This window comes from Synechococcus sp. 8F6, assembly GCF_002252665.1.
Classification (GTDB): Bacteria; Cyanobacteriota; Cyanobacteriia; order PCC-6307; family Cyanobiaceae; genus Cyanobium_A.
This window is the reverse complement of the sequence record NZ_NQKZ01000006.1, coordinates 31,921-57,024: the sequence shown is the minus strand read 5'-3', so window position 1 is coordinate 57,024 and position 25,104 is coordinate 31,921. Positions and strand designations below refer to the sequence as shown.

At 68.5% G+C, this 25,104-nt stretch carries 24 protein-coding genes and 1 tRNA gene; 8 read left to right on the top strand and 17 right to left on the bottom strand.

Annotation, left to right across the window (positions count from 1 at the left end):
• Positions 1 to 29: 29 nt before the first annotated feature.
• Entirely contained in the window at positions 30 to 1,496 is a 1,467-nt protein-coding gene (locus tag CJZ78_RS06190; protein WP_094560036.1) for a helicase, read from the bottom strand.
• 56 nt (positions 1,497 to 1,552) lie between these two features.
• Between CJZ78_RS06190 and CJZ78_RS06185 the strand changes: the two genes are divergently transcribed.
• Positions 1,553 to 2,470, top strand: coding sequence for a prephenate/arogenate dehydrogenase (locus CJZ78_RS06185; protein ID WP_094560035.1), 918 nt, complete (start codon positions 1,553 to 1,555; stop codon positions 2,468 to 2,470).
• Between the two features lie 18 nt (positions 2,471 to 2,488).
• Here CJZ78_RS06185 and crtD read toward each other — a convergent pair whose 3' ends face one another.
• Positions 2,489 to 4,003: a C-3',4' desaturase CrtD gene (gene crtD / locus CJZ78_RS06180; protein ID WP_094560034.1), complete on the bottom strand. Its 1,515-nt coding sequence runs from the start codon at positions 4,001 to 4,003 to the stop codon at positions 2,489 to 2,491.
• 37 nt (positions 4,004 to 4,040) lie between these two features.
• On the opposite strand from crtD, the gene CJZ78_RS06175 reads away from it, so the two are divergent.
• Complete coding sequence (locus CJZ78_RS06175) at positions 4,041 to 4,946, top strand: fructosamine kinase family protein (protein ID WP_233128542.1); 906 nt, start codon at positions 4,041 to 4,043, stop codon at positions 4,944 to 4,946.
• Here CJZ78_RS06175 and CJZ78_RS06170 read toward each other — a convergent pair.
• Positions 4,943 to 5,341: a CAAD domain-containing protein gene (locus CJZ78_RS06170; RefSeq protein ID WP_369802029.1), complete on the bottom strand. Its 399-nt coding sequence runs from the start codon at positions 5,339 to 5,341 to the stop codon at positions 4,943 to 4,945. The two genes, CJZ78_RS06175 and CJZ78_RS06170, sit on opposite strands and share 4 nt — an antisense overlap.
• Before the next feature lie 48 nt (positions 5,342 to 5,389).
• Between CJZ78_RS06170 and CJZ78_RS06165 the strand changes: the two genes are divergently transcribed.
• Positions 5,390 to 5,857 (top strand): M67 family metallopeptidase, encoded by a 468-nt coding sequence (locus tag CJZ78_RS06165; protein WP_233128541.1) that lies wholly within the window; start codon positions 5,390 to 5,392, stop codon positions 5,855 to 5,857.
• A gap of 11 nt (positions 5,858 to 5,868) precedes the next feature.
• Positions 5,869 to 7,041 carry a molybdopterin-synthase adenylyltransferase MoeB gene (gene moeB, locus CJZ78_RS06160; protein WP_094560111.1) on the top strand — a complete coding sequence of 391 codons (1,173 nt, stop codon included), beginning with the start codon at positions 5,869 to 5,871 and terminating at the stop codon, positions 7,039 to 7,041.
• 9 nt (positions 7,042 to 7,050) lie between these two features.
• Here moeB and CJZ78_RS06155 read toward each other — a convergent pair whose 3' ends face one another.
• A complete protein-coding gene (locus tag CJZ78_RS06155; RefSeq protein ID WP_094560031.1) occupies positions 7,051 to 8,199 on the bottom strand; it encodes a cob(I)yrinic acid a,c-diamide adenosyltransferase in 1,149 nt (382 codons plus the stop codon).
• A gap of 63 nt (positions 8,200 to 8,262) precedes the next feature.
• Between CJZ78_RS06155 and larE the strand changes: the two genes are divergently transcribed.
• A complete protein-coding gene (larE, locus tag CJZ78_RS06150) occupies positions 8,263 to 9,150 on the top strand; it encodes an ATP-dependent sacrificial sulfur transferase LarE (protein WP_094560030.1) in 888 nt (295 codons plus the stop codon).
• Here the strand turns inward: larE and speD are convergent.
• Positions 9,128 to 9,634 carry an adenosylmethionine decarboxylase gene (gene speD / locus CJZ78_RS06145; RefSeq protein WP_094560029.1) on the bottom strand — a complete coding sequence of 169 codons (507 nt, stop codon included), beginning with the start codon at positions 9,632 to 9,634 and terminating at the stop codon, positions 9,128 to 9,130. The two genes, larE and speD, sit on opposite strands and share 23 nt — an antisense overlap.
• Before the next feature lie 53 nt (positions 9,635 to 9,687).
• Complete coding sequence (gene recF, locus CJZ78_RS06140) at positions 9,688 to 10,815, bottom strand: DNA replication/repair protein RecF (protein ID WP_094560028.1); 1,128 nt, start codon at positions 10,813 to 10,815, stop codon at positions 9,688 to 9,690.
• A 49-nt stretch (positions 10,816 to 10,864) separates the two neighbouring features.
• Between recF and CJZ78_RS06135 the strand changes: the two genes are divergently transcribed.
• A tRNA-Arg gene (locus tag CJZ78_RS06135) sits at positions 10,865 to 10,938 on the top strand.
• Between the two features lie 7 nt (positions 10,939 to 10,945).
• Here CJZ78_RS06135 and CJZ78_RS06130 read toward each other — a convergent pair.
• The 8 genes from CJZ78_RS06130 to CJZ78_RS06095 form a co-directional block, all read right to left on the bottom strand.
• Positions 10,946 to 11,404: a GNAT family acetyltransferase gene (locus tag CJZ78_RS06130; RefSeq protein ID WP_094560027.1), complete on the bottom strand. Its 459-nt coding sequence runs from the start codon at positions 11,402 to 11,404 to the stop codon at positions 10,946 to 10,948.
• Positions 11,405 to 11,424: 20 nt separating this feature from the next.
• Positions 11,425 to 14,421, bottom strand: a complete 2,997-nt coding sequence (gene ppc, locus CJZ78_RS06125) for a phosphoenolpyruvate carboxylase (RefSeq protein ID WP_094560026.1) — start codon at positions 14,419 to 14,421, stop codon at positions 11,425 to 11,427.
• Positions 14,418 to 15,608, bottom strand: coding sequence for a glutamate--cysteine ligase (gshA, locus tag CJZ78_RS06120; RefSeq protein ID WP_094560025.1), 1,191 nt, complete (start codon positions 15,606 to 15,608; stop codon positions 14,418 to 14,420). Before gshA ends, ppc begins: the two co-directional genes overlap by 4 nt.
• Positions 15,605 to 17,158: an anthranilate synthase component I family protein gene (locus tag CJZ78_RS06115; protein ID WP_094560024.1), complete on the bottom strand. Its 1,554-nt coding sequence runs from the start codon at positions 17,156 to 17,158 to the stop codon at positions 15,605 to 15,607. Before CJZ78_RS06115 ends, gshA begins: the two co-directional genes overlap by 4 nt.
• Positions 17,159 to 17,222: 64 nt before the next feature.
• The gene (locus tag CJZ78_RS06110) at positions 17,223 to 17,654 is read right to left on the bottom strand and encodes a photosystem I reaction center subunit II PsaD (protein WP_094560023.1); all 432 of its coding nucleotides are present in this window, start codon (positions 17,652 to 17,654) and stop codon (positions 17,223 to 17,225) included.
• 106 nt (positions 17,655 to 17,760) lie between these two features.
• Positions 17,761 to 19,131 (bottom strand): histidine kinase dimerization/phospho-acceptor domain-containing protein, encoded by a 1,371-nt coding sequence (locus CJZ78_RS06105; protein WP_198953854.1) that lies wholly within the window; start codon positions 19,129 to 19,131, stop codon positions 17,761 to 17,763.
• A complete protein-coding gene (gene rodA, locus CJZ78_RS06100) occupies positions 19,125 to 20,402 on the bottom strand; it encodes a rod shape-determining protein RodA (RefSeq protein WP_094560021.1) in 1,278 nt (425 codons plus the stop codon). Before rodA ends, CJZ78_RS06105 begins: the two co-directional genes overlap by 7 nt.
• 5 nt (positions 20,403 to 20,407) lie before the next feature.
• Positions 20,408 to 21,499 carry an Mrp/NBP35 family ATP-binding protein gene (locus CJZ78_RS06095; protein WP_094560020.1) on the bottom strand — a complete coding sequence of 364 codons (1,092 nt, stop codon included), beginning with the start codon at positions 21,497 to 21,499 and terminating at the stop codon, positions 20,408 to 20,410.
• A 160-nt stretch (positions 21,500 to 21,659) separates the two neighbouring features.
• Between CJZ78_RS06095 and hemF the strand changes: the two genes are divergently transcribed.
• Positions 21,660 to 22,727, top strand: coding sequence for an oxygen-dependent coproporphyrinogen oxidase (gene hemF, locus CJZ78_RS06090; protein ID WP_094560019.1), 1,068 nt, complete (start codon positions 21,660 to 21,662; stop codon positions 22,725 to 22,727).
• Here hemF and CJZ78_RS06085 read toward each other — a convergent pair.
• Positions 22,654 to 23,478 carry a dehydrogenase gene (locus CJZ78_RS06085; protein WP_094560018.1) on the bottom strand — a complete coding sequence of 275 codons (825 nt, stop codon included), beginning with the start codon at positions 23,476 to 23,478 and terminating at the stop codon, positions 22,654 to 22,656. The two genes, hemF and CJZ78_RS06085, sit on opposite strands and share 74 nt — an antisense overlap.
• A gap of 19 nt (positions 23,479 to 23,497) precedes the next feature.
• Positions 23,498 to 24,049: a cofactor assembly of complex C subunit B gene (locus tag CJZ78_RS06080; RefSeq protein ID WP_094560017.1), complete on the bottom strand. Its 552-nt coding sequence runs from the start codon at positions 24,047 to 24,049 to the stop codon at positions 23,498 to 23,500.
• A gap of 68 nt (positions 24,050 to 24,117) precedes the next feature.
• Between CJZ78_RS06080 and CJZ78_RS06075 the strand changes: the two genes are divergently transcribed.
• On the top strand, positions 24,118 to 24,795 hold the full coding sequence (locus tag CJZ78_RS06075) for a ribonuclease D (protein WP_094560016.1): 678 nt from the start codon (positions 24,118 to 24,120) through the stop codon (positions 24,793 to 24,795).
• A gap of 34 nt (positions 24,796 to 24,829) precedes the next feature.
• On the opposite strand, the gene CJZ78_RS06070 is transcribed toward CJZ78_RS06075, so the two are convergent.
• The gene (locus CJZ78_RS06070; protein WP_094560015.1) at positions 24,830 to 25,087 is read right to left on the bottom strand and encodes a hypothetical protein; all 258 of its coding nucleotides are present in this window, start codon (positions 25,085 to 25,087) and stop codon (positions 24,830 to 24,832) included.
• Positions 25,088 to 25,104: the final 17 nt, after the last annotated feature.

Genomic DNA, 25,104 nt, shown 5'->3' with positions numbered 1-25,104 from the left:
GGCTGCTTGTGTGCTGCGCTGAGCTCAGGCTAATGAGGCAGAAGGCGGCTGAGGCTGACCCAAGGTTCGAGGGCGATCAGCACCTGCCGCCCCCAGCTGCGCCCCCGTAGGCGTCCATCCAGCACGGCCAGTCGCCCTCCCCCATGGCGCCGCAGGCCGGCTAGGCCCAGTTGCAGTCGGTTGAGGCCATCGGGCAGCAGGCACTCCCGGAACCAGTCGCGACCGTCCTGGCGCAGGGCCAGCACCCGGGCGGCGGTGAGGGGATCCTCGAGGCTGGCCAGGGGCAGCAGGCCCACCACAATCTGGCTGGGTAGGGGCAGTCGCTGCTGCTGCTCCAGCCACCAGCTCCAGCGGGCGCAGATCACGCCGTTGCCGTCGGGCGCAGTGCTTTCGTGCACCACGCGCGAGCCGAATTCCGCCGCTAAACCACTGGTGAGCCCCCGGCGTAGGGCGTCGTCATCGATCAGCACCACGGTGAGGCCGGCCTGCCCCAGCACCAGCCGGCGGCTCTGGTCCAGCAGATGTAGGCCGTAGTGGGGGCTGTTGGGCAGGGGTTGCCGCAGCGGGGCATAGAGGGGCAGGGGATCGGCCAGCGGCGGATCCCCCAGGCTCACGCTCACCACTGGCTGCAGTCCGAGGGCAACGCCCGGCTCTGGCTGCCCGGCGGCGGCCCGGGCGCTGGCCAGCTGGCCCAGCAACACGGCGCCGCGCTGCTCCAGCAGGCCCTGCAGCACCCGCAGCGGCTCGAGTGGTTGGCGGTGCAGCTGCCACTGCAGCAGCTCGGGATTCACCTGGGCCCAGCTGGTCCAGCCGTTGCCCTGGGCGTTCAGCCAGGCGGGCCATGGTTCGGGCAGGGGGCTTAGCAGCTGCAGCAGGTGGCGCAGGGGTGCCTCGTCTTCCGGCGCGAGGGCCACCAGCTGGTTGGGGCGGCGAGGATGGCTGAGCACCTGGCGGTTGAGTCGCTCGTGCAGGGTCAGGAGGCTGGCTTCCGCCGCCGGCTGGGCCCGCCGCAACTGGTCCCAGTGCTGCGGCGTTACCACCACCTCCAGGGCCTGGCGCAGCAGGGTGTCGAGCTGTTCAGCCTCGGGAATCACCAGTTGCCGCGTCCCCAGCAGTCCCTGCTGCCAGGCCGCCACCAGTTGGTGGTGGTTGAGCAGCCACACGCGGGCTCCGGCCGGCGGCCGGTCACCTTCGAAGCACGGCAGGGCCAGGCTTGGGTCGGCCCGTCCCAGGCGGGGCAACTCAACCTGGAGCAGTCGCTGCCGCTGGGCTTCACTCACCACCAAGGCCAGCGGTTCCTCGCTCAGCGCCAGCGGCACCAGCAGGCTGATCCACCAGCTGGGATCGCTGCCCGGAGCCAGCCGCACCAGGGTGTGGTCGCTGCGGCGCAGGCTGCGGGCCACCAGGCGGCTGAGGCTCAGATGGTGGGGCCAGGGTTCGCCGCCCTCGTGCTGCAGCAGGGCTTTGAGTTGCTGGTGGGCGCGGGCTTCGAGCATTCCCAGGCGGCCAACAGACGCAAAGCGTAGGAAGCTGGCTGGATGGCTCTGCCGCAATGACCTCTGTTTCCCTGCCGCACCCGGCGGCAACCACAACCGCCGCACCTGCCCTGTGGCGCCAACGCCCGGTGGGCGTGGTGGGCCTGGGGTTGATCGGTGGCTCCCTGGGCTTGGATCTGCAGCAGCTGGGGGTCGATGTGCGCGCCCTGGTGCATCGCGAGGCCACGGCCGATCGGGCCCGGCAGCGCGGGTTGGCCACGCAGGTCAGCACCGATCCCGCTGTGCTGGCTGACTGCGGGCTGGTGGTGCTCGCCCTGCCCCTCGACCGGCTTCTGGAGCCACCTGCCGAGCTGCTGGCGGCCCTGCCAGCGCAGGCCGTGATCACCGATGTGGGCTCGGTGAAGGCGCCCGTGCTGGCCTGTTGGTCGCGGTTGGTGCCGCGCTTTGTGGCCAGCCATCCCATGGCTGGCACCGCCCAGGCGGGGGTGGAGGCTGGGCAGTTGGGGCTGTTTCGGGATCGCCCCTGGGTGGCCACGCCGGATGCCGCCACCGACCCGGAGGCCCTGCAGCTGGTGCAGGGTCTGGCCCGGGCCGTGGGCGCCCAGTGGCTCAGCTGCGCTGCCGTTGAGCACGACCGGGCGGTGGCGCTGATTTCCCACCTACCCGTGCTGGTGAGTGCAGCTCTGCTGCAGACCGCGGATCGCTCGGGCGCCGATCCTTCGGGAGACGGCGAGCTGGCTGGCCTGGTGCGGCAGCTGGCCTCCAGTGGCTTTGCCGACACCACCCGGGTGGGTGGAGGGAATCCGGAGCTCGGCACCCTGATTGCCCGCTGCAACCAGGTGGCCCTGCTGGCGGCGCTCGGCCACTACCGCAGCGCCCTGGATCAGCTGGAGGCCTGCGTGCGGGAGTCGGATTGGCAGGGGTTGCAGCAGACCCTGCAGCGCTGCCAGAGCCTGCGGCCGGAGTTTCTTTAGGCCTGGTGCCCGCTTGCCCTAGGCCAGCACGAGCGGCTGCTGGCGGGCGGCCAGCAACTGGCGGCAGGCCATCAGGGCTGAGTGACTCACACCGGCGGTGCCTTCGCCGGGATAGATCGCGTCGCCGCAGAGCCAGAGGCCCGGCAGGGGCGTGCGGCTGGCTAGGCCAAAGGGCCCGAAGCGGCTGGGGTGTTGCCCGAGCCCGCCCACGTAGCCGAAGGGGCGGCCGGTCCAGCGCTCAAAGCCACGGGGCGTGGCGGTTTCGCAGTGCAGCCAGGGCTGCTCGGGCAGCTGCAGCAACGCCCGCAGGCCCCGCTCCATGCCCGCTTGAGCACTGGCCTTGCGCGCGGCATAGGCCTCTGGGCTGAGCCCAAACCAGGGCAGGGCCTCCGTGAACACACTGGCAATCACCGTGGCTTTGCCGGCAGGGGCTCGGCCATCGCCCTCGCGGCTCACCGACACGAACAGTGATCCCGGCTCGTCCCAGGCACCCTGCAGGTGGGCAGGGCATTGGGGGGGCAGGTCGCGGCGGGCCACGGCCCCATAGAGCACCAGGGCCCCCGAGGGTTCGCCCAGCTGGCTCAGCCGCTGGCGGTAGCCCGCGGGCAGCTGCGGACCGAGCAGGGCAGGCAGGGTTTGGGGTGGCAGGGCCAGCACCACGTCGCTGCAATGCAACTGGAAGGGGCGATCTGCCGGTCCAAGGCCTTTCACCTGCCAGCGCCGCTCCGGCGGGACAGCGGCATCGCGCTCCAGGCCTGTGACGCGGTGGCGGGTGCGCAGCTGGCCGCCGGCCTGATGCAGGCCCTGCTCCAAACCGGCACTGAGGGTTTGCATCGACCCCTCCAGGTGAAACAGCCCCAGGGGCTCCTGGGCCATGGCCAGCACGGTGGCGCCATAGAGGGCGGCGGTGCGGTTGGCGGGTTCCTGGGAATAGAGCTTGAGTTGCAGGTCGAGGAAGCGTCGCAGGCGGGTATCGCCCGCTGCGCCGCAGAGGTGCAACAGGTCGGCGATGGTGGAGCCCACCAGCAGCCCACTGGCCAGGTTGGCCGGGCGCAGGGCCCCCAGCAGCTGGCCCAGATCCCAGGCGTTGCGGGGGGGCAGCACCGGATCCTGGGTGGCGAAGCCCCAGTTGGCGCGGTGCAGGGCCGCAGTCAGCTGCCAGAACCGCTCGCTGCCGGGAAACTGCGCCTGCCGTTCGGCCTGCCAGCGCGCGGGGTCGCGCCAGAGCTGCACCGGCGGATGGCCATCGCCCAGATCCACCACACAGCCGGGATCGAGCGGGCTGGCCTGGGGCAGGGGAACGCCGAGGTGCTGGAAGATCCGTGCGTGGATGCCCCCGGGCTCGAGCCCCGCCACCTGGGTGGCACCCACATCAAAGGTGTAGGGCCCGCGGCGGAAGGTGCCGGCGCAGCCGCCGCTCTGGTGGTGGGCCTCCAGCAGCTGCACCCGCATTCCGGCCTTGGCCAGCAGGGCCGCGGCGGTGAGGCCGGCGATGCCGGCCCCCACCACCACCACATCGCTGTGTTCCTCCATGGCGGCATGCTGGCAGGTGCCTGATCCGCAGCGAGTTGTGGCGGCTGAGCCCCCAGATCCCCTCAACCTGTGGCTGCACCGCCAGCTGGGGCAGGTTGTGGTGGGCCGCACGCCGGTGGGCGGTGGCTGCATCCACAGCGCCTGGCGCCTCGAGCTCGCGGGCGGTGGCACTGTGTTTGCCAAAACCAACACGGCCGCCTGTCTGCCCCTGCTGGAGGCGGAAGCCGAGGGGCTGCAGCAGCTGGCTCGGCATGCCTCAACGGGCCTGGTGATCCCCGAGCCCCTGGCCTGGGGCGTGGAGGGTGAGCAGGCCGTATTGGTGTTGGGCTGGCTGGAGCTCGGCGGACCGGTTGGCGCCGCGGCTCAAGAGAAGGCCTGGTTCGCGCTCGGCCAGGGGTTGGCCGGATTGCATCGCTCCAGCGCCAGCTGCGCCCCTGCCCTGGGCTATGGCTGGCCGGCCGACAACTTCCTGGGTTCAGCCCCCCAGCCCAATGGTTGGCGGAGCGATTGGGGGCTGTTTTTTGCCGAATGCCGTCTGGCGCCCCAGCTGGCCTGGGCGGCTCGCCGCGGGCAGCCCCTACGCGGAGCCCAGGCGCTGCTGGAACGGGTGCCGCATGGGTTGAACAGCCATGGCTGTAGGCCGGTGCTGGTGCACGGTGATCTGTGGGGCGGCAATGCGGCCCTGCTGGCCGATGGGCGCGGGGCGATCTTTGATCCGGCCTGCTACTGGGGGGATCGGGAGGTGGACCTGGCGATGGCGCAGCTGTTCGGGGGCTTCCCGCCCGCCTTTTTCAACGGCTATGCCGATGGCTGGCCGCTGGAGCCCTGTGCCGGGGGGCGAATCTCCCTCTACAACCTGTACCACCTGCTGAACCACGCCAACCTGTTTGGCGGCGGCTACGGCCACCGCGCCCAGGCTTGCATCGATGCTCTGCTGGATTAGCCCAGATACTCCTTGCGGAGGTTCTGAACCTTGGCCACCACAGCATTGCGCTTTTCGCTGGTGGTGAGGTTGTGCCAGCTCCATTGGCCCACCACCACCAAGCCGAGCAGTTCGAGCAGGCCGGGCACCACGGGCAGCAGGTTGATGGTGTCGAGCACGCCTTTGATCAGGATCTGGGCCACGATCACAGCCAGGATCACGCCGGTGGCCTTGCCGATCCGGCCCATCTGATTCCAGTCCACCTGGTCGAGGGTGCTGTTCACCTTCGTCAGGATTTCGCTATAGCGCTCGCTGAAGCTCACCTCGGTGGAGCTGGAGGGTGCTCCTGTCTCCACGTCAGTGGCAGTCCCAGTGGCCGTGCCCTGCTCAGTCGCATCGGGGGTCATATCGCTCATGGACCAGGTGGAGGGGCTGATGTGTGGAATGCTCCATAAGGTATCGGTGTGACCTCCCAAGCGCCAGCGCAGCTCAGCTCGGGTCTGGGCCTGCTCACCGTTCTGCGCCAGATCCTGGTGTCCGCTGCACCCCAGGAGGGATGTGCCCTGCTGCTCGGCAAGCGGCTGGATGATGGCTGGGAGCTGGACTGGATCTGGCCCTGCTGCAACGTCTGGCCGGTGCCTGGCGAGCGCTGCCGTCGCTTCGCGATCGATCCCCGCGAGCAGCTGTTGGCGCAGAAGTGGGGGCGACCGCGGGGGCTGGAGGTGCTGGGGGCGGCCCACAGCCATCCCTGCAGTCCTGCGGTGCCTTCCAGCACCGACCGCTACCTCACGCTGCAGCCGGCGCTCATGCTGATCCTGGGGCGCGACCAGGACCAGGACCAGGACCAGGACCAGGACCAGGAGCTGGTGGCCTGGTGGTTGCCGGAGCCTCCCGCCCAGCCCCAGCGCTTGCCATGGAGAATGGAGAGCTGATCCAAGAGGCCATGCTTCCTCCCGACACCAGCGGCGTTCAGCTCAGCCCCGATGAGGTGGCCCGTTTTGCCAGGCACCTGATCCTGCCCGAGGTGGGCATGGAAGGGCAGAAGCGGCTCAAGGCCTCTTCGGTGCTGTGCGTGGGCACGGGTGGCCTCGGCTCGCCGCTTTTGCTGTATCTAGCTGCGGCCGGTGTGGGCCGGATCGGCATCGTCGATTTCGACGTGGTGGATCACTCCAACCTGCAGCGCCAGGTGATTCACGGCACCAGCTGGGTGGGCAAGCCCAAGATCGAATCGGCCAAGGCCCGCATCCTCGAGATCAACCCCCATTGCCAGGTGGATCTCTACGAAACGGCCCTCACCAGCGACAACGCCCTGGAGATCATCCGCCCGTACGACATCGTCTGCGATGGCACGGACAACTTCCCCACCCGCTACCTGGTGAACGATGCCTGCGTGCTGCTGGGCAAGCCCAATGTGTACGGCTCGATCTTCCGCTTCGAGGGCCAGGCCACGGTGTTCAACCTGGATGCCGAAAGCCCCAACTACCGCGACCTGTTCCCGGAGCCGCCGCCGCCTGGCATGGTGCCCTCCTGCGCCGAGGGCGGCGTGGTGGGCGTGCTGCCCGGGATCATCGGCGTGATCCAGGCCACCGAAGCGGTGAAGATCATCACCGGCATCGGCACCACCCTCAGCGGCCGCCTGCTGTTGTTCGATGCTCTGGGCATGAAGTTTCGGGAGCTGAAGCTGCGGCCCAACCCCGAGCGGCCGGTGATCGACAAGCTCATTGATTATCAGGAGTTCTGCGGCGTGGGCGGCAGCGCCCCCGGCCAGGAAGAAGCGGGCTCGGTTCCCAGCATTACCGTGGCCGAGCTCAAAACCATCATCGATGGCCAGGTGGAGGACATCCTGTTGGTGGATGTGCGCAATCCGCCCGAGGCCGACATCGCCGTGATTCCTGGATCAGTGCTGGTGCCGCTGGACCAGATCGAAAGCGGCGTGGCGATCGATCAGATCCGCAACCTGGCGGCCGGCAAGAAGATTTACGTGCACTGCAAGCTGGGCGGCCGTAGCGCCAAAGCGCTCATCGCCCTGGGGCGCCACGGCATTGAGGGCGTCAATGTGTCCGGCGGCATCGACGCCTGGAGCCAGGAGGTGGACCCGAGCCTGCCGCGCTATTAAGCCTCGCCTTCAGTAATCCACCCCGCGCTTGAGGTCGACGCCGCGCTCGGCGTAGTGCTTGTGGCACACCATCTCGGAGTGCACAGAGGCCAGGTCGAAGTAGGCGGGTCGGTTTTTGCAGCGCCCGGTGAGAATCACTTCGGTTTCGGCGGGCTTGCGCAGCAGGGTCTGCACGATCGGCTCCACCGGCAGCAGCTCCAGATCCACCGTGGGGTTGATCTCATCGAGGATCACGGTTTTGTAGAGGCCGCTTGAGATCGCGGCCCGGGCGATCTCCCAGGCGCGCTCCGCTTCGATGTAGTCGATCGGCTGCTGCTGGCCGCGCCACACAATCGCGTCGCGCCCCGAGCGCAGGTGATCTACCAGGTGGGGATAGCTCTCGCGCAGGGCGGCGATGGCGGCATCTTCGGTGTAACCGGCGCCGCCTTTGAGCCACTGCAGGATCAGCACCCGGTGGCTTTTGTCCTGGGAGATGCCCCGGCCGATGGCCTGTAGCCCCTTGCCCAGGGCACTGGTGGATTTGCCCTTGCCCTCACCGGTGTAGATCTCCACGCCATCGAGGCCACCGGGCCCCTGGTGGGCCCGCATCTCGGAGTGCAAGTCGGCCAGCTGCACCAGCGGGCGGGGGGCGCCACGGCCGGTGCAGATCACTTCCATACCCCCGGGTTTGGCCGCCAGGGTGCGGGCCACATCGTCGATGTCCAGCAGCCCCAGGTCCAGCACCGGGTTGAGCTCATCGAGCACCACCACGGAGTAGAGGTCGCTGGCGATGGCGCCCTTGGCGATGTCCCAGCCGCGCTGGGCCTCCTGCCGGTCGAATTTGGTCACCTCCTCGGCGCTGAAGAAGTCCCCGCGGCCGGTGCGCACCTGGTCGATCAGATGGGGGAAACCCTGCTGCAGGGCCTCGATGGCGGCATCTTCGTCGTAGGCCCGGCCGGGCCCTTTGAGGAAGCGCAGCAGCAACACCCGGGTGCGTTTCTGCTCGCAGATGCCTAGGCCAATCGTGCGCAGCACCACCCCCAGGGCGGCCTGGCTCTTGCCTTTGCCGTCGCCGTCGTACACGTGCAGCTGGCCATGGGCCCGCTCATCGCTGCCGGCCGCCGTGCGGATGCCGATGCCCCGGCCCGTACCCCGCTGCGGCGTCTGGGTGCTGCTCATGGGGCGATGTTACCGGCGCCGTTGGGTTGGGGTTGCCAGGATCGGGGCTGGATTCCGGGCTTGATGCACTTCTCCCTGCTTGAACCGCTGGCGCCGCCGCTGGACGCAGCTCTGACCGCCCTGCGTCAGCAGCTGGCGGCCCTCGATCAGGTGGTGGTGGCCTATTCCGGTGGCGTCGACAGTGCCTTGGTGGCGGCCCTAGCCGTGGAGCAGCGGGGCGAGGCGGCTCTGGCCATCACCGGGGTGTCGCCCGCCCTGGCCCCCCATCTGCGGGCCGAGGCTCAGGAGCAGGCCCGCTGGTTGCGGATCCGCCACCGCGAGATCGCCACGGCGGAGCTGGAGGATCCCGCCTATGCCAGCAATCCCGAGCAGCGCTGCTACGCCTGCAAGCGGGAGTTGCACCGCCTGTTGGCGCCGATTGCGGCGGCGGCCGATGGCGCGACCGTGGTCGATGGCGTCAATGCCGACGACCTCGGTGACCACCGGCCCGGCATCCAGGCCGCCCGGGAGTTCGGCGTGCGCTCCCCCCTGGCCGAAGTGGGCCTCGATAAGGCAGGGGTGCGCCAGCTCTCCCGGGCTCTGGGGCTGCCCTGGTGGGACAAGCCGGCTCAGCCCTGTCTGGCGTCGCGGTTTCCCTACGGCGAGCCGATCACGGCGGAGCGGTTGCAGCGGGTGGCGGCAGCCGAAGCCTGGCTGCTAGCCGCCGGCTGGCCCCAGGTGCGGGTGCGCTCCCAGGGGCAGACCGCCCGTATTGAGCTGCCTGCCGATCAGCTGGCAGAAGCCCTGAGTTTCTGGGTCGAGGCCACCCCGCGGCAGGCGCTGGTGGCGGCCTTTCGGGCCTTGGGCTTCAGCGCCGTGGGCCTCGACCTCGAAGGGCTGGTGAGCGGCAAGCTGAACCGCGACCTCAGCCCGGGGGCTCAGTCCAGGTTCAGAGCGTCACCGCAGCGGTGAAGGCCTGATCCCGCAGCGGATCACGCAGGCTGCCGGCGATGGCCGTAGGCGTTTCGCGAAGGAAGCTGGTGAGCTTGTGGTCGTTGGCGGCGAGCTCTTCGGCGAGCACAGCGCAGGCCTTCTCGGGCATGGTGTGGTCGCCGCAGGTGAACACATCAACCGCGGCATAGCCCGATTCGGGCCAGGTGTGGATCGAGATGTGCGACTCGGCCAGCAGGGCCAGCCCCGTCACGCCCTGGGGTTCGAAACGGTGGGTGATCAGGTTGAGCAGGGTGGCACCGGCACGCTTCGCTGCTGCGGTGATGGTGTCCCTGAGGAAAGCTTCGTCGTCGAGCCGGGCGCTATCGCAGCCGTAGAGCTCGAGAATGCAGTGCTTCCCGACCGTATCGGAAACCTGGTGGGGGAGGGGGGCAGCTGGGTTGGTCGCTGCGGAGGCCTCGGTCCATCCCGGGTTCGGGTGGAGGCAGGGCAGGGTCTGGGTCATCGAATCCGACCGGACAAGTCGACCACCATACGTGGTGGGACCGGTGAAAGTGCCTAGGGCTCTGCTGCAATCTCTCCGCCCCCTTCGAGCAACCCGGCGCGCATCTGCACCACCTGACTCTGGGCCTGCCAGCCGCCGCTAAAGGCCCCCAGGTGGGTGGCGCTCACCAGACACTGGTGGCCCTCGCCCACGGCCTCCAGCAGCAGTTGTTGCCGCACCGGATCGAGTTCGGCCAGCACATCGTCGAGCAGCAGCAGGGGGGGCTCCCCCAGCACCGTGCCCACCAGTTCTAGTTCGGCCAGCTTGAGGGCCAGCACCAGGGTGCGCTGCTGGCCTGCCGAGCCGTAGCGGCGCGCCGGCTGGTCCGCCAGGCTCAGCCCCAGTTCGTCGCGGTGGGGGCCCACCGTGCACTGGCCCAGACGCAGCTCCTCGCTGCGCTGCTGCTGCAATTGCTCGAGCAGGGCCTGGCGCCAGGGCTCTTCCGCGTCCTCGCCGCTGAGCGCGGTGCCGCTCTGGTAGTGCAGCTGCAGCTGTTCGCGACCGCCGCTCAGCCGTTGCTGCCAGGCGGCGGCCAGGGGCTCCAGGCGCTGAATGGCCCTGAAGCGGCGCCGGTGCAGGCGGGTGCCGATCACGGCCATCTGCAGATCGAAGGTGTCGAGCAGGGCCTGCAGCGTGCCGCCGCCCAGGCTGCGCCGCAGCAGCTGGCTGCGTTGGCGCAGCAGCCGGCCATAGCGGCTCAGCAGATCGCCATAGACAGGCTCCAGTTGCAGCACCACCCGGTCCAGCCACTGGCGGCGACCGGCCGGTTCACCGCGCACCAGCTCCAGGTCGAGGGCACTGAAGCCCACGCAGCGCAGGGAGCCCAGCAGGTCGAGCTGACGCTCCAGCACCTTGCCATTGCGCTGGGCGGTGCGCCCGCCGCTGCGGCGCAGGTGGAGCTGCAGCAGATCACCGTTGCCGGTGGCGGCTCGCACCTGGCTGCTCGACTCCCCGTGCTGGATCAGGTCGCGGTCGCTGCCGGTGCGGTGGGAGCGCAGGCAACCCAGCAACTCCACAGCCTCGAGCAGATTGGATTTGCCCTCGCCGTTGGCACCAATCACCAGCAGCCGGGGAGCTTCCAGGGCCAGCTCCAGTCGACTGATATTGCGAAAACGCAGCAGCTCCAGGCGGTGCAGCCGGATGGGTCAGACGCGGTGAGCGGTTAAGGTAAGCCCACCGAGGTTCGGCCTTGGGCATGTAGCTCAGTTGGATAGAGCATCAGATTCCGGTTCTGAGGGTCGGGGGTTCAAGTCCCTCCATGCTCGTTTGCAATCAGGCCTTCAAGATGAGGCCCATCGCCCGGATCCCTCCGGGATCCACGGCAAAGCCATAGCGCTCCAGTGCCGTGAGGGCTTCCGGTGGTGCCGAGAGGGAAATGCTGCACCCCGCCAGCTCCCGGCGCAGCCGTCCTAGGGCGCCATGCACCAGCACCGCCAGGATCTCGCTCTGGCCAGGATCGGCTGGATCGGCACAGAGGTCCCAGAGGTTGGCGTTGAGGGCCAGATCACTGGTGGCCCGCACGAAGCCCACCAGCTGCCCATCGGGGGCGGCTACGGCCAGGTGCCAGAGGCTGCACTCCAGCACCCGCTGCCAGCGCTCGGCCGGGCGCGGCTGATCGCCACTAGCCACCAGGAGTCGGTTGAGGGATTCAGGGCTGGGCGCCCCTTCGGCCAGCAGGCGATAGCCCTCCCGCAGACGTGGGGCTGGGGGCTGGCTGCGGAAGGGGATCAAGAGGGAGTCCAGAGCTGGGTTTAGCCGGTGTTGCGCATGCCCGCCGCGATGCCGTTGATGGTGAGCAGGGCCCCCCTCAGCAGTTCGCTGCGGCTGTAGGTGCGGCCATCGTCGCTTGCGGCGGCGGCCGCTTCGCTCATCGGTGGTTGGCGGTTTTGGTCGCGTAGCCGCCGCAGCAGGGCCACCTGCAGGAAGCCCAGGGGAATGATCGTGCGGTTGCGCAGATCCACCGACAGCTGCAGCGCCGGATCGCCATCCAGGAGCCGGCTGTGGCCGGTGATCGCCAGCACCAGATCCCTGGTGAGCACGAATTCGGCTGCAATCACCTGGAAGATGTGCTCAAAGGCTTCGCGGTGTTCGCTGCGGCCCAGCACCTGGACGTAGTGGTGGGCTAGATCCAGATCAACCTTGGAGAGGGTCATCTCGACCTTGGAGACCAGCATGCGGAAGAACGGCCAGCGCTGATACAGCAACCGCAGCAGCTCCATCTGGCCGGGGTCCTGGTGCAGCTCCTCCTGCAGGGCGGCCCCCACCCCAAACCAACTGGGCAGCAGGAAGCGGCTCTGGGTCCAGCCGAACACCCAGGGAATGGCCCGCAGGCTTGAGAGGTCTTTGGCGCCACCTTTGCGGCGGGCCGGGCGGCTGGAGATCTGCAGTTTGCTGATCTCTTCGATCGGCGTCACCTGCTGGAAGAAGGCCACCAGGTCGGGATTGTCATGCACCAGGGCCCGGTAGTGGTCGCGGGAACGGGCCGCCAGCCGGCCCATCAGGTCATTCCAGCTGGGGGTGTCGTCGACGGGGGTGCTCACCAGGCTGTTCTGCAGCACGGCGGTGGTAACCGTCTCCAGGTTGTAGAGCGCCAGCTCCGGTAGGGAGTATTTCGAGGCGAGCACCTCTCCCTGCTCGGTGATCTTGATCCGGCCGCTGAGGGTGCCACTGGGCTGGGCCAGGATCGCCTGGTAGGCAGGACCGCCGCCCCGGCCCACCGAGCCGCCGCGGCCGTGGAAGATGCGCAGGGCGATCCCGTGCTCGATCGCCAGCCGCTGCAGGGCGATCTGGGCTTTGTGGATCTCCCAGTTGCTGGAGAGGAAGCCGGAATCCTTGTTGCTGTCGGAGTAGCCCAGCATCACTTCCTGCAGGGGCTGGCCGCCATCGCTGGCCAGCAAAGCCCGGTAGAAGGGATGGCGGAACAGGGTGCCCATCACCGCCGGGGCCCCCTGGAGATCTTCGACCGTTTCAAACAGCGGCACCACCAGCAAGCCGGCTTTCTGGGCCATCGGGTCGACCAGGCCGGCCTCCTTGGCCAGCAGCAGCACCTCCAGCAGGTCGGACACCGTGTGACTCATCGAGATCACATAGGTGCGGCAGATGCGGGAGCCGAATTCCTGCTGCAGCCGCTGCAGCATGCGGAACACGGCAAAGGTTTCCGCCGCGGCAGCGCTCCACTGGGCTGCGGGCGGCAGCAGGGGCCGGCGGGTCTGCAGCTCCGTCAGCAGCCACTCCACCCGCTGCTGCTCGTCCATCTCCCCGTAGGGCACGGGCAGCTGCAGGTAGTGGCTGAGTTCGTCGAGGGCGTCGCTGTGGCGGGTGCTCTCCTGGCGGATGTCGAGGCTGGCCAGGCAGAAGGCGAAGATCTGGGCCTGGCTGATCAGGTGCTGCAGCAACTCGCAGCTGAGGCCGGTGCCTTCGAGGCTGTCCTGGATCAGCTCTAGGTCGTTGCGAAACTCATCGACTGTGCTGTAGTGAAGCTCCTGGGAGGCTGGGGGCGTCAAGCTGCCCCCCATCGGCGGCGGCGGGGCACTGCCGTCACAGGGTGATTCCCAGCCCGCATCGGCCAGCTGCTGGTTGCGCTGGTGGGTCAGCCGCAGCCGCTCCAGGGTGTAACTGAGCTTGAGCCGGTAGGGCTCGAGTCGGTAGCGGGCCGCCCGTTCCTCGTAGATCTCGGGGAAGCGCAGCCGGTCCATCTCCAGCGATTCGAGCAGGGCCGGGCTCACCTGGCTCCACTGCATCGAGATGCTGAGCTGGTCGCGCAGCTCCGTCACCGCCTTGATGTAGCGCTCCAGCATCAGCTGTCGCTGATAGCAGGCGGTCCGCCAGGTGATGTCGGGGGTGACCGAGGGGTTGCCGTCCCGGTCGGAACCGACCCAGGAACCGAAGGTGCAGAACGCATCCCGCGGCGGCTCCACGTCCGGGTAGCTGACCTTCAGGGCGGCGCGAATCCGGTCGCGCAGCTGCGGCATGGCATCGAAGAGCACCTGCTGGAAGTAGTGCAGGGCGTAGTCGACCTCATCGAGCACCGTGGGTTTGAACTGGTGCAGTTCGTCGGTGCGCCACCACAGCCGGATCTCCTCCTCCAGCTGCAGCCGCAGGCTCTGGCGCTCCAGGCTGTTGAGGCCGCTGCCCTGCTCCAGCTTCTGGATGAGGGTGGCCACCCGCCGCTGTTTGTGCCGCACCGTGTGGCGCACGATCTCGGTGGGGTGGGCCGTGAACACCAGCCGCAGATCAAGGGTGCGCAGCAGGTTTTCCAGCTGGGCTGGAGGCACATTCAGGCTGCGCAGCCGCTCGAACAGCTGGCGGAAGGTGGCGGGGTCGGTCTGGTTCGCCAGGGCCGGCAGGAAGGGGTCGCTGGGGCAGCTGTCCTGGTTTTTGAGGCTGTCGAGGTAGCTGTCCTCCTCGATGTGCTGCTCGAGAATGTTGACCAGTTGGAAATAGAGGGAGAACGCCCGGGCCGCAGCGATCGCTTCGGCCAGATCCATCTCCCGGATCAGCTGCACGATCGCGCTGCTGGCATCGCCGCCGGTGCTGTCTTCCCCTTCACTGGGGTCGCTGAGGTGTTTCAGGCGCAGCAGCCGCTCCGCCTGCCCGGGGGGGCATTCGCTGCGCAGCACGGTTTCCCACAGGTCTTCGACCAGCTCCAGTCGCTCGCCCAGCAGGCGGGTGACCCGTTGCGAGGCGGGCGGGGTGGGCGTGGACTGCCGCATGGGAGCCGGATCGGCAGCAAGAAGATCCATGATCATCCCAAAGGACTCGGCCCTCCGACTGTGCCAGTTGCGTCCAGCAGTCCAGTCGCCTCCTGCAGGGCTGTTTCCTGGTCGGCCATTGCCTGGATCTCCCGGCTGAGGAGCTCCTCGATGGAGAGGCCGGCCTCCAGACCCGCCAGCCAGCGCATGGCTTGATTGCCGTTGTCGAGCACGTTCTGCAGGGGGGCCAGCACGGCGCTCAGGCCAAGCTCATCGGCCAGGGGCGTCAGCTCCGCCAGGTGTTCGCGCAGCCAGTGGCGGGCGGTCACCGGCGCCCCGTCGCGCCAGTGATGCAGCGTGGCCTCCAGGCTGGAACGGGCTGCGGCGCGGTCGTTGGCATCCGCCAGCTTGGCCAGTTGGGCGGGGCTCAGCCGGCTTGTTTGCAGTGGGTCGTTGCGCTTCGGGTCGCGCAATAACTGCTGCAAGCGCAGTTCGGCGTAGGCCGTGATCGCCAGCAGCACCAGCGGATCGGTCACCAGATCGCAGATGCGGATCTCCAGCCGGTTGAGGTCGTGGGGCCGGTTGTCGCCATTGGGCCGCACCGACGTCCAGAGGTGGCGCACGTTCTGCATCGTGCCCAGCTCCAGTTGCTGCCCCATCCAGCGGATGTAGTGCTGGTGGTCCACAAACAGCGGCACATCCGCGGGCGTCAGCGGAAACTGCAGCCAGCGCTGGGAGTGAGCGCCGGTGGCGGCCCCATCGAGAAACGGTGAGCTGGCACTGAGGGCCAGCAGCAGGGCCGCCTCGCAGCGCATCAGCCGCAGCCCGGCAAACAGGCTGTCCATCTGTTCGGGGGCGCTGCTCAGCCCCAGGTTGATGTGCACGCTGGCGGTCACCACCTTGGTGCCGTAGGTGGTTTCGATGTAGCCGTGGTAAGGGTTGTAGGGGTCGGAGCGCTCGAAGCGGTGGCTGTCGCCCAGGCTCAGGGTGCTGCCGGGCAGCAGGGTGAGCTGGCGGCTGGCCAGCCAGTGGCGCAGCCGTTGGCGCGGCTCGAGCAGCAGCTGCAGCTGGCGGGTGTAGCTGGCATCCGGGGGGGTGATGTATTCGAGGTTGCGGTGGTCCGGCTCGGTCACGAAGCCCTCCAGGGCCGCCGCCGCCTCGGCCGAGCAGCCCACCACCGTGCCGTCGGCCCGGCCGGTGTACAGCTCCACTTCAAAACCCTTCAGCAAAAGAGGCGAGCTCATGGCTGGGCCGGCAGCAGACAGGCCAGGGCCTTCAGCATGCCCCGGGCCTTGTTGAGGGTTTCCTGGTATTCGGCTTCGGGCTTGGAATCGGCCACCACGCCGGCGCCGGCTTGCACTTGCACGCGCCAGCCCCCCTCGGGATGGGGCAGAACCACCATGGTGCGGATGGTGATGGCGGTGTTGAGGGCGCCGGCCAGGTCGACGCCGCCATACACCCCTGAATAGGGGCCGCGGGCATCCGGCTCCAGAGCATGGATCAGCTGCATGGCGCGGATCTTGGGGGCGCCGCTGACGGTTCCGGCCGGGAAGGAGGCCATCAGCAGATCCCACACCGTTTGCCCCTGCGCCAGGAGCCCCTCCACCTGGCTGACGATGTGCATCACGTGGGAATAGCGCTCGATCACCATCAGATCGCTCACCTGGACGGTGCCGGGCTGGCAGACCCGGCCCAGGTCGTTGCGGCCCAGATCCACCAGCATCACGTGCTCGGCCCGTTCCTTGGGATCGGCCAGCAGGTCGGCCTCCAGGGCTAGATCTTCGGCCTCATCGGCGCCACGGGGGCGGGTGCCGGCGATTGGCCGCAGGGAGGCTTTCACAGACCCATTCGCGGTGGGTTCGGCCTTCACCATCACCTCCGGGCTCGAGCCGATCAGATACCAGCCGCCGAAGTTGAAGAACGCCATGTAGGGCGATGGATTCACCATCCGCAGGCTGCGGTAGAGCTCGAAGGGATCGCGCTCGATCCGGGTTTCCAGCCGCTGGCTCAGCACCAGCTGGAACACATCGCCCGCATCGATGTGCTCTGCCCCACGGCGCACGGCGGCTTCGAAGGCTGCCTGGCCCACGTTGCTGCCGGTGGTGAGAGCGCTGGCGATTTCACGGGCGCTGGCATCGTGCCAGCGCAGGGGGGTGACGGAGTCCGGCAGGGGCCCATGCATGCGCTCCTCCAGGGCGGCGATGCGGGCGGCGGCGGCGGCGTAGGCGGCCTGGGGATCCTGGCCGCTGCTCAGGTCGGCATAGGCCACGGCGGTGATCTGGCGCTTGACCTGGTCGAACACCAGCAAGCTGTCGGCCAGCATCCAGCAGCCATCCGGTGGAGCACCCTCCGGGGCCTGGTGCACCGGCACGCTCGGCTCGATCCAGCGGATCAGCTCATAGCCCCAGAAGCCAAACAATTGCCCCACCGGCGGCAGGCCGGGGATCGGGGCGCTGGTCAGGGGCTCCAGGCACTGGCGCAGCAAGGAAAAGGGGTTGCCCTGCAACGGCTCGCAGCGGCCGTCGCGCCAGCGGCGCTCCGAGCGCTCCCCGCGGCTGGTGAGGGTCCAGAGGGGGTCGCTGACGACGAAGCTCCAGCGGCCGATCCGCTCACCGCCCTCCACCGACTCCAGCAGTGCGCCGTGGTCGTGGCGGGCGCCCACCTTCAGCCAGGTGGTGAGCGGTGTTTCCAGGTCGGCGGGCCAGCACTTCCAGAGGGGAATGAAGCTGTTGCCAGCCGCCACCGCCTCGAGGAACGCCTGCTGGGCAAGGCCATCGCGATCGGGGCTGGGCATCGGGCGGGCAGGCAAAAAAAACGGGGCGCCTGGCCCCGCCTTTATGGGGGTTGATCGACGCTGCTCAGGCGTCGAAGGTGTTCTTGCCCGTGAACTTGAGGTTGGCGGGATTGGGGTTGGCACCGATCCGGCGGGGGTTATGACCCACCATGGCGCGGCCTTCGTTGACCTTCTCAGGGAAGACGCCGTCTTTGGGGTGCAGGAACTCGGTGTCGCCGCCGGGGAAAATCCGGTAAATCTTGTAGTCCTCGATCCGGGGCTTGAACTTGGTGCGCAGTTGGGTGCCGAGCGCCAGGCACTGCTCCTTGCGGGCGAAATACATCAGGTTTTCGCCCTCATTCATGTGGGCCGCGCCACCGGTGGGCAGCTCGAAGACTTGCTCCTTCGGGCTGCTCCAGGTGATGGCGTATTTCTCCTCAGTTTCAGCAGAGTTCAGCAGGCCGCCGGTGCTGCCGATGTACTTCGGGAGTTGACCGCTGAGCACCGTCGCTGCCATGGCTTTCGAACGTTTCAGCCGGAAACTAGCACCGTGTTTTTGACCGGATCGGGGCTTCTGCTCCACTCTTCACACCCGTCAACAAACGGCTCCTCCCGTCGGATCTTCAGCACACGGGAAAGAACACGGTGAGGCCGCTGCCGCTGCGTTCCGTCAGGCGGCCGCCGAGGCGATGGAACAGCCGCTGGGTGGCTTGGCGGCTGAGCTGCAGGCTGCCGGTGGCTGGATTCCAGCTCAGCACCGGCCCCACCAACTCCCGCTGTTCACTGTCCTCTGCGGAGGCGGTGTCCTCGAGGCGGTGGCCCTCGCTGCTGAGTTGCAGCTTCAGCCGTGACCCCGCTGGCAGCAGGCTCACGGTCACGCGGCTGCCGCTGGGCAGGCCGCGGCTGAACCGGTCGATCAGGCCGCCCAGCGTGGTTTCCAGGCGGGCCGGATCACTCAGCACCGGCGATAGGCCTGCGGCGATCTCCAGCTCCAGCTCCAGGCCCCGGCGGGCTAGCTGCCGTTGCCACAGCTCCTGGTGCTGGCGCAGCACCTGGCTGAGGTCGGTGCGGGCGAGGGCGTGATTCTCGAGGGTGGCCTCGCCGCCTGGTTGCCGCTGCAGTTCAGCCGCCAGAAAGATCAACCCAAACCGGTCAATCTGCTCGCTGCATTCGCCGTCGATCTGCTCCAGGCGCTGGCGCACCACAGGCGAGAGATCATCGCGCCGCAGCAAAGAGCGGATCAGGGTGCGAATCGTGGCCAGCGGCGTGCGCACCTCATGGGTGAGGGCCTCCAGCAGGGCCAGTTCGCTGCTGATGGCCCGGGGGGTGTCGCCGCCGGGGCGATCCCGCGCTGTGCCGCCGTGCACCAGGGGTTGCAGGGTGAGGCTGGGGGCCATCGCGGCCAGCCGTTCGCCCATCCGCGGCCAGAAGCGCAGGCCCAGCTGGTCGTCGCTGCGCAGGGGGCCCAGCCGTTGTAGGGCGCTGCGAAGGGCTGACGAGGCTTGCGGGTCGCGGGCCAGCAGCCGTTCGTGGATCAGCCGCAGAGCTTCTGAAAGAGCTGCCGGGTCGAAGCGAACGATCAGGCGCCGGCCTTCAGGCGGGCCATCCAGGCAGAGCGCCACCTGCAGCTGGGGGGTGATCACCAGCAGCAGCGGATCGGTGCCGTCGTCGTCCTCCAGCACCAGCCGTTGGAACCCACCGGTGCTGGCGGCCCTACCCGCTCCGGGTAGCAGGGGTGCGGAGCCGGGGAGCAAGTCGTCGAGCTCGCGCGGGGCCCACACCCAGCCCTGGAGCTGCTGCAAGAGGGCCGGTTCGTAGAGCGCGGGCAGGGGGGCGGCCAGCCACAGTCCGTCGAGGGGCTGGCCCTGCAGCAGGAAGTCCTCCTGCAGGGTGGCCAGGGCTGCCCACCACTGGCGCCGCACGGTGTCTTCGCTGCCGACACCGGCCGGCACGCCCTCGGCCAGGCAGCGTCGCAGGTCGGCCAGGCTCACCAGCGCCCCTGGGAGATGCGGCCCCGGCGTGCCACGGAGGCACACAGGCCAAGGGAGATGAAGTTGACGAGCATGGCGGAGCGTCCGTAGCTGAGCCAGGGCAACGGGATGCCGGTGATCGGTCCCAGTCCGATCGTCATGTTGATGTTGACCACCACCTGGAACATCAGCATCGCGCCGATTCCTACCACCACCAGTGCTTCGTAGTCGCTGCGGGCCCGTCCGGCGATCTGCAGCAGCCGCCACATCAGCAGCACAAACCCGGCTACCACCAGCACTGAGCCGAGAAAGCCCGTTTCCTCGCCGAGGGCGCTGAAGATGAAATCCGTGTGCTGCTCAGGGATGAAGCGCAGTTTGGTGAGGGAGCCATGCATCAGCCCAGTGCCCCAGATTTGGCCCGAGCCAATGCCCACGGTGCTCTGCAGCAGGTGGTAGCCGCCACCGAGGGGATCCTGGGCAGGATCAAGAAGGAGGGTGAGGCGAGCCCGCTGGTGCGGCCGTAGGCCGTGTTCCCACAGCCACGGGGCCGCCACTGCGAACACCCCCTGCACCGCCAGGCTGATGGCCAGGGCCACCCGTTTCCAGGGCAGGCTCGTCCAGGCCAGCCAGCCCATCAGCGGAATCCAGCCCAGCAGCAGCCAGGGCAGGGTGCCTGCCACGATGGCCGCTACTAGGGGAGAGAGCAGCAGCAGCACCCATGCCCCAGGCATCCCCGCCCAGAACAGCATCACCAGCAGCACGGCTCCAAACACCAGGGAGCTGCCCAGGTCGGGCTGCACGAACACCAGCAGCCAGGGGAGGGCGATCAGGCCCACAGGACGCACCAGGTCGACCGGGCGATCCACCGGATGCCGGGCCAGCACGCCGGCCAGCAGGAGGATTGCGCCCACCTTGGCGAATTCCGAAGGCTGCACGTAGAAGCCACCGATGTTGATCCAGCTCTGGGCGCCCAGAGCGCTGGTGCCCACGATCCGCACGGCGATCAGGCTGGCCACCATGGCGCCGTAGATCGGCCACTTCCAGGGGATCAGCCGCTCCAGCGGCATCCGCGCTAGCAGCAGGGCCACCACCATGCCCACCGCAGCCGTCACCCAGTGCTGGTACCAATCGGCGTAATCCGCCTGGCGCTGGGTGCTGGCGATCAGGATCCCTGCCAGCGCCACCATGGCCCAGGGGATCCCCCAGAGGATGAGGTCGACGTCGGTCAGAGGGCTCTTCTTCCGGCCGCGGCCGGCGAAGAATCGATTTTTTCGCCGTCCCCACTGGCCCAGCATCGGATTCAGGCTGGCACCAGGTGGGCGGTCCCGATGCGCTGAGCCAGGGCCAGGAAGGTTTGGGCGCTGGCCGAATCGGGATGGCTCAGCACCACGGGACGGCCGCTATCGCCGCCTTCCCGAACCGGCATCTCCAGGGGTAATTCGGCCAGCAGGGGGACGCCGGCTTCATCTGCCAGGCGGGCGCCGCCGCCGCTGCCAAACAGGGCATAGCGCTTGTCGGGAGCATCCGGCGGAATGAAGACGCTCATGTTTTCGACCACGCCCAGCACGGTCACCCCCATCTGCAGGAACATCGCCAGGCCGCGGCGGGCATCGGCAAGGGACACCTGTTGCGGGGTGGTGACGATGATCGCCCCGGCCATCGGCACGGCCTGGGCGATGGTGAGCTGGGCGTCACCGGTGCCGGGCGGCAGATCCACGATCAGCACATCCCGCTCGCCCCAATCCACTTGATAGAGAAACTGGCGGATGATGCCGTTGAGCATCGGCCCCCGCCAGATCACCGGTTGGTTCTCCTGGATCAGCAGCCCCATCGACACCATGGCGATGCCACAGGTCTCGATTGGGGTGAGCACCTGGTGGGCGCCTTCGCCGCGCACTTCGGGGGTGCGGTCAGCCACCCCCAGCATGGTGGGAGCGTTGGGGCCGTAGATGTCGGCATCCAGCAGGCCGACCTTCAGCCCGGAGGCGGCCAAGGCGCAGGCCAGGTTGACGGCCACCGTGCTCTTGCCCACGCCCCCCTTGCCGCTGCTGACGGCGATCACCTGACGGACCCCCGGGATGGCCTGGCGTTCTGGTAGTTGTCCCTGGCCGCCCGCGCCATGGCCGGCGGCCCCGATCGGGGCGGAGCCGGCGGGTTGGGCCAGTTCGATCTGTACGTCGTTCACGCCGTCGAGGGAGAGCAGGGCGGCTCGGGCCTCGGTGGCAATGCGGTCGCGCTGGCTCTGGGCAAAGCCGGGTAGGGCCAGCCGGAACACGGCTCGATCGCCGTCCAGCCGGGGCTCATGAATCCAGCCCAGCTCCATCAGGCTGCGCCCGCTGCCTGCATCCTGGACGGCGTTGAGGGCGGCAAGGGCCTGCTCCACAGAAGCCATCGGGGAGGTGAACAAGGCCCGCGATCCTAGGGGCCACGGCCGAAGCCATGACCGTGACCGCGCTGTGGCCTCGCCGTGACAGACCCTCTCGAACACTTGTGTGGATGGAGGGTGGCCTGAAATGGTGAGACCTTTCCGGCGCTCTTTCGGCGCACTGTCGATGCTCAAGGCCCTGCTGGCGCGTGGCAAAAACAAGCTGGCCCTGGAGGCCCCGCCGGCCGATTCGCGCCAGCGGGCCAAGGCTCTGCTGATGGGCCTGCAGGACTCCATCTGCGCCGGCCTGGAGCAATTCGATGGCGTCGGCCGTTTTGAAGAGGAGAGCTGGGTGCGCCCCGAGGGCGGCGGCGGCCGCTCGCGGGTGATCAAGCAGGGCCGCGTGTTTGAGCAGGGCGGCGTCAATTTCTCCGAGGTGGAAGGCTCCGAGCTGCCCCCCTCGATCCTGAGCCAGCGGCCCGAGGCCAAGGGCCACCGCTGGTTTGCCACCGGCACCTCGATGGTGCTGCACCCCCGCAACCCCTACATCCCCACCGTTCACCTCAACTACCGCTACTTCGAGGCGGGCCCGGTGTGGTGGTTTGGTGGCGGCGCCGACCTCACCCCCTACTACCCCTTCCTGGAAGACGCCAAGCATTTCCACCGCACCCTCAAGGGGGCCTGCGACAGCGTGAACCCCGCCTATTACGAGGTGTTCAAGCCCTGGTGCGATGAATACTTCTTCCTCAAGCACCGCGGCGAAACCCGTGGTGTGGGCGGCATCTTTTACGACTACCAGGATCCACGCGGCGTCCTCTACAAGGGCCAGAACCCGAGTGGCCCGGCCGCGGCCGCCAGCCAGGCCGTTGGTGCGGTGAACCAGAGCTGGGAGCAGTTGTTCCAGCTGGCCTCCGCCTGCGGCAATGCCTTCCTGCCGAGCTATGTGCCCATCGCCGAGAAGCGCCAGTTCACCCCCTTCAGCACCCGCGAGCGCGACTTCCAGCTCTACCGGCGCGGCCGCTATGTGGAGTTCAACCTGGTGTTCGATCGGGGCACGATCTTCGGCTTGCAGACCAATGGCCGCACTGAGTCGATTTTGATGTCGCTACCCCCGCTGGTGCGCTGGGAATACGGCTACCAGCCAGAACCTGGCAGCCGCGAGGCCCTGCTCACCGACCTGTTCACTCGCCCCCAGGATTGGTTGAAGGACGGCTCGCTTGTGGGGCGCTGCGCCCCCCATCAGGCGGTGGACTGATCGCCACACCTGCTGGCTCAAGGCCCTGCTGCAGCGCACTCACCACCCGCTCGGCAATCGCGGCGATCGCTGCATCGCGGCTGCGGGGATTGCGTAGGGCCGCCTCCAGGCTGCCCTCCAGCTTGCCGATCTCCAGGATGGCAATTCCACGTCTGGGGGCCCCGAGGCCGTTGCGGTAAAGCAGGGGGTAGGGGCCAAAGGCGAGCGCAAGGCTTTCGTCGAGGCGGCTGGGCGCGCGATGCAGCGGTGGGATCAGGCCCGACCCCACCCCGTCGGGGCCGTAGGCGTCGTAGTGGATCTCGAGGGCATAGCCACCGGCCTCCGCATGGGCCTTGCCCACGCTCCAGTTGGTGCGGGGATCGTCGGCGTTGGCGATCGTGCGCAGGGGTGGTTCGTAGAAGCGGATCGCCAGGCCGCGCTGCTGCCCCAGGGCCACCACCGCCTTGGCGGTGAGCAGGTTCCAGTAGAGCTCATCGCGGATGCCGGGCTGCATCGGGGCGGCCCCGGCAAGATCGACCGCGGCGCCCGCCGTGCCGGCTCCGCCGATCCCCTGGGAGTCGGCATGGCCGGCCAGCACGAGGATTTCGGTGCGGCTGGGCACGGGAACCTGGCCCACCCAGTCTTTGCTCAGCCGGCTGCGGGGGCCCGTCAGGGGATCCAGGTTGGCCAGCAGCGGGGCCTGGGCGGCGGCGGCGGAGCCCAGGGTGAGGGCCCCAAGCAACACGGCACCAACCCACCGACGTCGATCCATGGCTGGGCTGGTGGAAGGGCTAGATGGGGGAGCTGAGCAGCTTGCCGTCGCTGAACAGACCCAGCTGGGGGCCCAGTTCCAGCTCAAGGGCGATCAGCTCGTCGCGGTGGGCCCGCAGCCGCAGGGCACTGCCGGTGGCGCTGTCGTGGCTGATCAGGCGCAGCTCCAGGGTTTCGGCCCGCATCGCCCGGTTGCGGTAGATCAGGCCCGCCGCCGGGCCCAGCAGCGCCAGCAGCAGCGGCCACCAGCCCAGTTGGGGCAGCAATTGCCGCAGAACCAGCCCGAGGCAGGCGGCCCCCACGGCCCCGAGCACCGACAGCAGAACAGCCAGCCAGGGGCTGGCGGCGACTTCGGCGCGGAAGCGCAGGTGACGCCGCTCTGGATCACTCGATTCGGTCTGCCAGCCGCGCTGCTGCAGCCACTCGGTGAGCCGGGTCAGCACCTCCAGAGGCGGCCGCGACGAGCGCACGTCCACCACGGTGGTGCGGTCTTTGCTGGCAGCCCGCAAAAAGAACACCAGGCCAATGGCCAGGAGCAGGGTGAGCAGCAGGGTGGAGCCGAGGTTGGCCATCCCCCCCATTGTGCCGCCAGCCGGGGGGCCGTGGCTTGCCAGCATGGGGGCGCACTTGTTCCCTCCGCATGGCCGCCCCGTCCGCCCCCAGCAACCTGCCGGCCCTTGCACGCTTCGCCGTGTTCGATGCTGACCTCGACGCGGAGTGGGCCGCCCTGTTTGCCGGTGCGCGGGCCCTCGCGGTGGACACCGAAGCCATGGGCCTGATCCACGGCCGCGATCGCCTCTGCCTGGTGCAGATCTGCGACGACCACGACAACGTGTGCTGCATCCGTCTGGCCCGGGGCCAGAGCGAGGCGCCCCGGCTCCAGGCGCTGATGGAAAACCCGGCGATCGAGAAGGTGTTCCACTTCGCCCGCTTCGATGTGGCCGCCCTGGCCGAAAACCTCGGCATCACGGTGAACCCGATCTTCTGCACCAAGGTGGCCAGCCGCCTGGGCCGCACCTACAGCCCTCGCCACGGTCTCAAGGAGGTGGTGCAGGAGTTGGTGGGCGTTGAGCTCGACAAGCAGGCCCAGAGCTCCGACTGGGGCCGGGTTGAAGATCTCTCCGATGCCCAGTTGGCCTATGCCGCCGGGGATGTGCGCTACCTGCTGCCGGCCCGGGACCGGCTGGAAACCATGCTCAAGCGCGAGGAGCGCTGGGAGTTGGCTCAGCGCTGCTTCGGCTGTCTTCCGGTGTTCGCCGATCTCGATCGCCAGCGCTTCCACCTGCTGTTCGAGCACTCCACCGGCGGCAACCGCTGAGCCACGCCTGGGCGGCGCGTCAGTCTTCGACGATTCAGTCTTCAACCATGAAGTTCTCGTCGTTGCCCACCGCTTCGAGCAGGGAGGTGAGCAGGTCGTGGTTGTTGGTGCCGCTGGATTGGGCTTCTGCCAGCATCTGCTCGGCCAGGGTCAGCTTGGCGGCTGTCTCCCGCAGCCCCTGCTGGGAGGCCTTCACATCCACCTTGCGGCGGGCGGCCGCCAGGCTGATGCCCAACTGGCTGGCGAGCTTGCCGCAGGAGGCGTTGTAGGCCCGATCAGGAATGCCGGCCATGGCAGCGCAAAGGCAGA

Coding starts and splice junctions, on each gene's coding strand:
- CJZ78_RS06190 (WP_094560036.1), bottom strand. CDS start 1,496: ATGCTCGAAGCCCGCGCCCACCAGCAACTCAAAGCCCTGCTGCAGCAC.
- CJZ78_RS06185 (WP_094560035.1), top strand. CDS start 1,553: ATGACCTCTGTTTCCCTGCCGCACCCGGCGGCAACCACAACCGCCGCA.
- crtD (WP_094560034.1), bottom strand. CDS start 4,003: ATGGAGGAACACAGCGATGTGGTGGTGGTGGGGGCCGGCATCGCCGGC.
- CJZ78_RS06170 (WP_369802029.1), bottom strand. CDS start 5,341: ATGAGCGATATGACCCCCGATGCGACTGAGCAGGGCACGGCCACTGGG.
- moeB (WP_094560111.1), top strand. CDS start 5,869: ATGCTTCCTCCCGACACCAGCGGCGTTCAGCTCAGCCCCGATGAGGTG.
- CJZ78_RS06155 (WP_094560031.1), bottom strand. CDS start 8,199: ATGAGCAGCACCCAGACGCCGCAGCGGGGTACGGGCCGGGGCATCGGC.
- larE (WP_094560030.1), top strand. CDS start 8,263: ATGCACTTCTCCCTGCTTGAACCGCTGGCGCCGCCGCTGGACGCAGCT.
- speD (WP_094560029.1), bottom strand. CDS start 9,634: ATGACCCAGACCCTGCCCTGCCTCCACCCGAACCCGGGATGGACCGAG.
- ppc (WP_094560026.1), bottom strand. CDS start 14,421: ATGATCATGGATCTTCTTGCTGCCGATCCGGCTCCCATGCGGCAGTCC.
- gshA (WP_094560025.1), bottom strand. CDS start 15,608: ATGAGCTCGCCTCTTTTGCTGAAGGGTTTTGAAGTGGAGCTGTACACC.
- CJZ78_RS06115 (WP_094560024.1), bottom strand. CDS start 17,158: ATGCCCAGCCCCGATCGCGATGGCCTTGCCCAGCAGGCGTTCCTCGAG.
- CJZ78_RS06110 (WP_094560023.1), bottom strand. CDS start 17,654: ATGGCAGCGACGGTGCTCAGCGGTCAACTCCCGAAGTACATCGGCAGC.
- rodA (WP_094560021.1), bottom strand. CDS start 20,402: ATGCTGGGCCAGTGGGGACGGCGAAAAAATCGATTCTTCGCCGGCCGC.
- CJZ78_RS06095 (WP_094560020.1), bottom strand. CDS start 21,499: ATGGCTTCTGTGGAGCAGGCCCTTGCCGCCCTCAACGCCGTCCAGGAT.
- hemF (WP_094560019.1), top strand. CDS start 21,660: ATGCTCAAGGCCCTGCTGGCGCGTGGCAAAAACAAGCTGGCCCTGGAG.
- CJZ78_RS06085 (WP_094560018.1), bottom strand. CDS start 23,478: ATGGATCGACGTCGGTGGGTTGGTGCCGTGTTGCTTGGGGCCCTCACC.
- CJZ78_RS06080 (WP_094560017.1), bottom strand. CDS start 24,049: ATGGCCAACCTCGGCTCCACCCTGCTGCTCACCCTGCTCCTGGCCATT.
- CJZ78_RS06075 (WP_094560016.1), top strand. CDS start 24,118: ATGGCCGCCCCGTCCGCCCCCAGCAACCTGCCGGCCCTTGCACGCTTC.
- CJZ78_RS06070 (WP_094560015.1), bottom strand. CDS start 25,087: ATGGCCGGCATTCCTGATCGGGCCTACAACGCCTCCTGCGGCAAGCTC.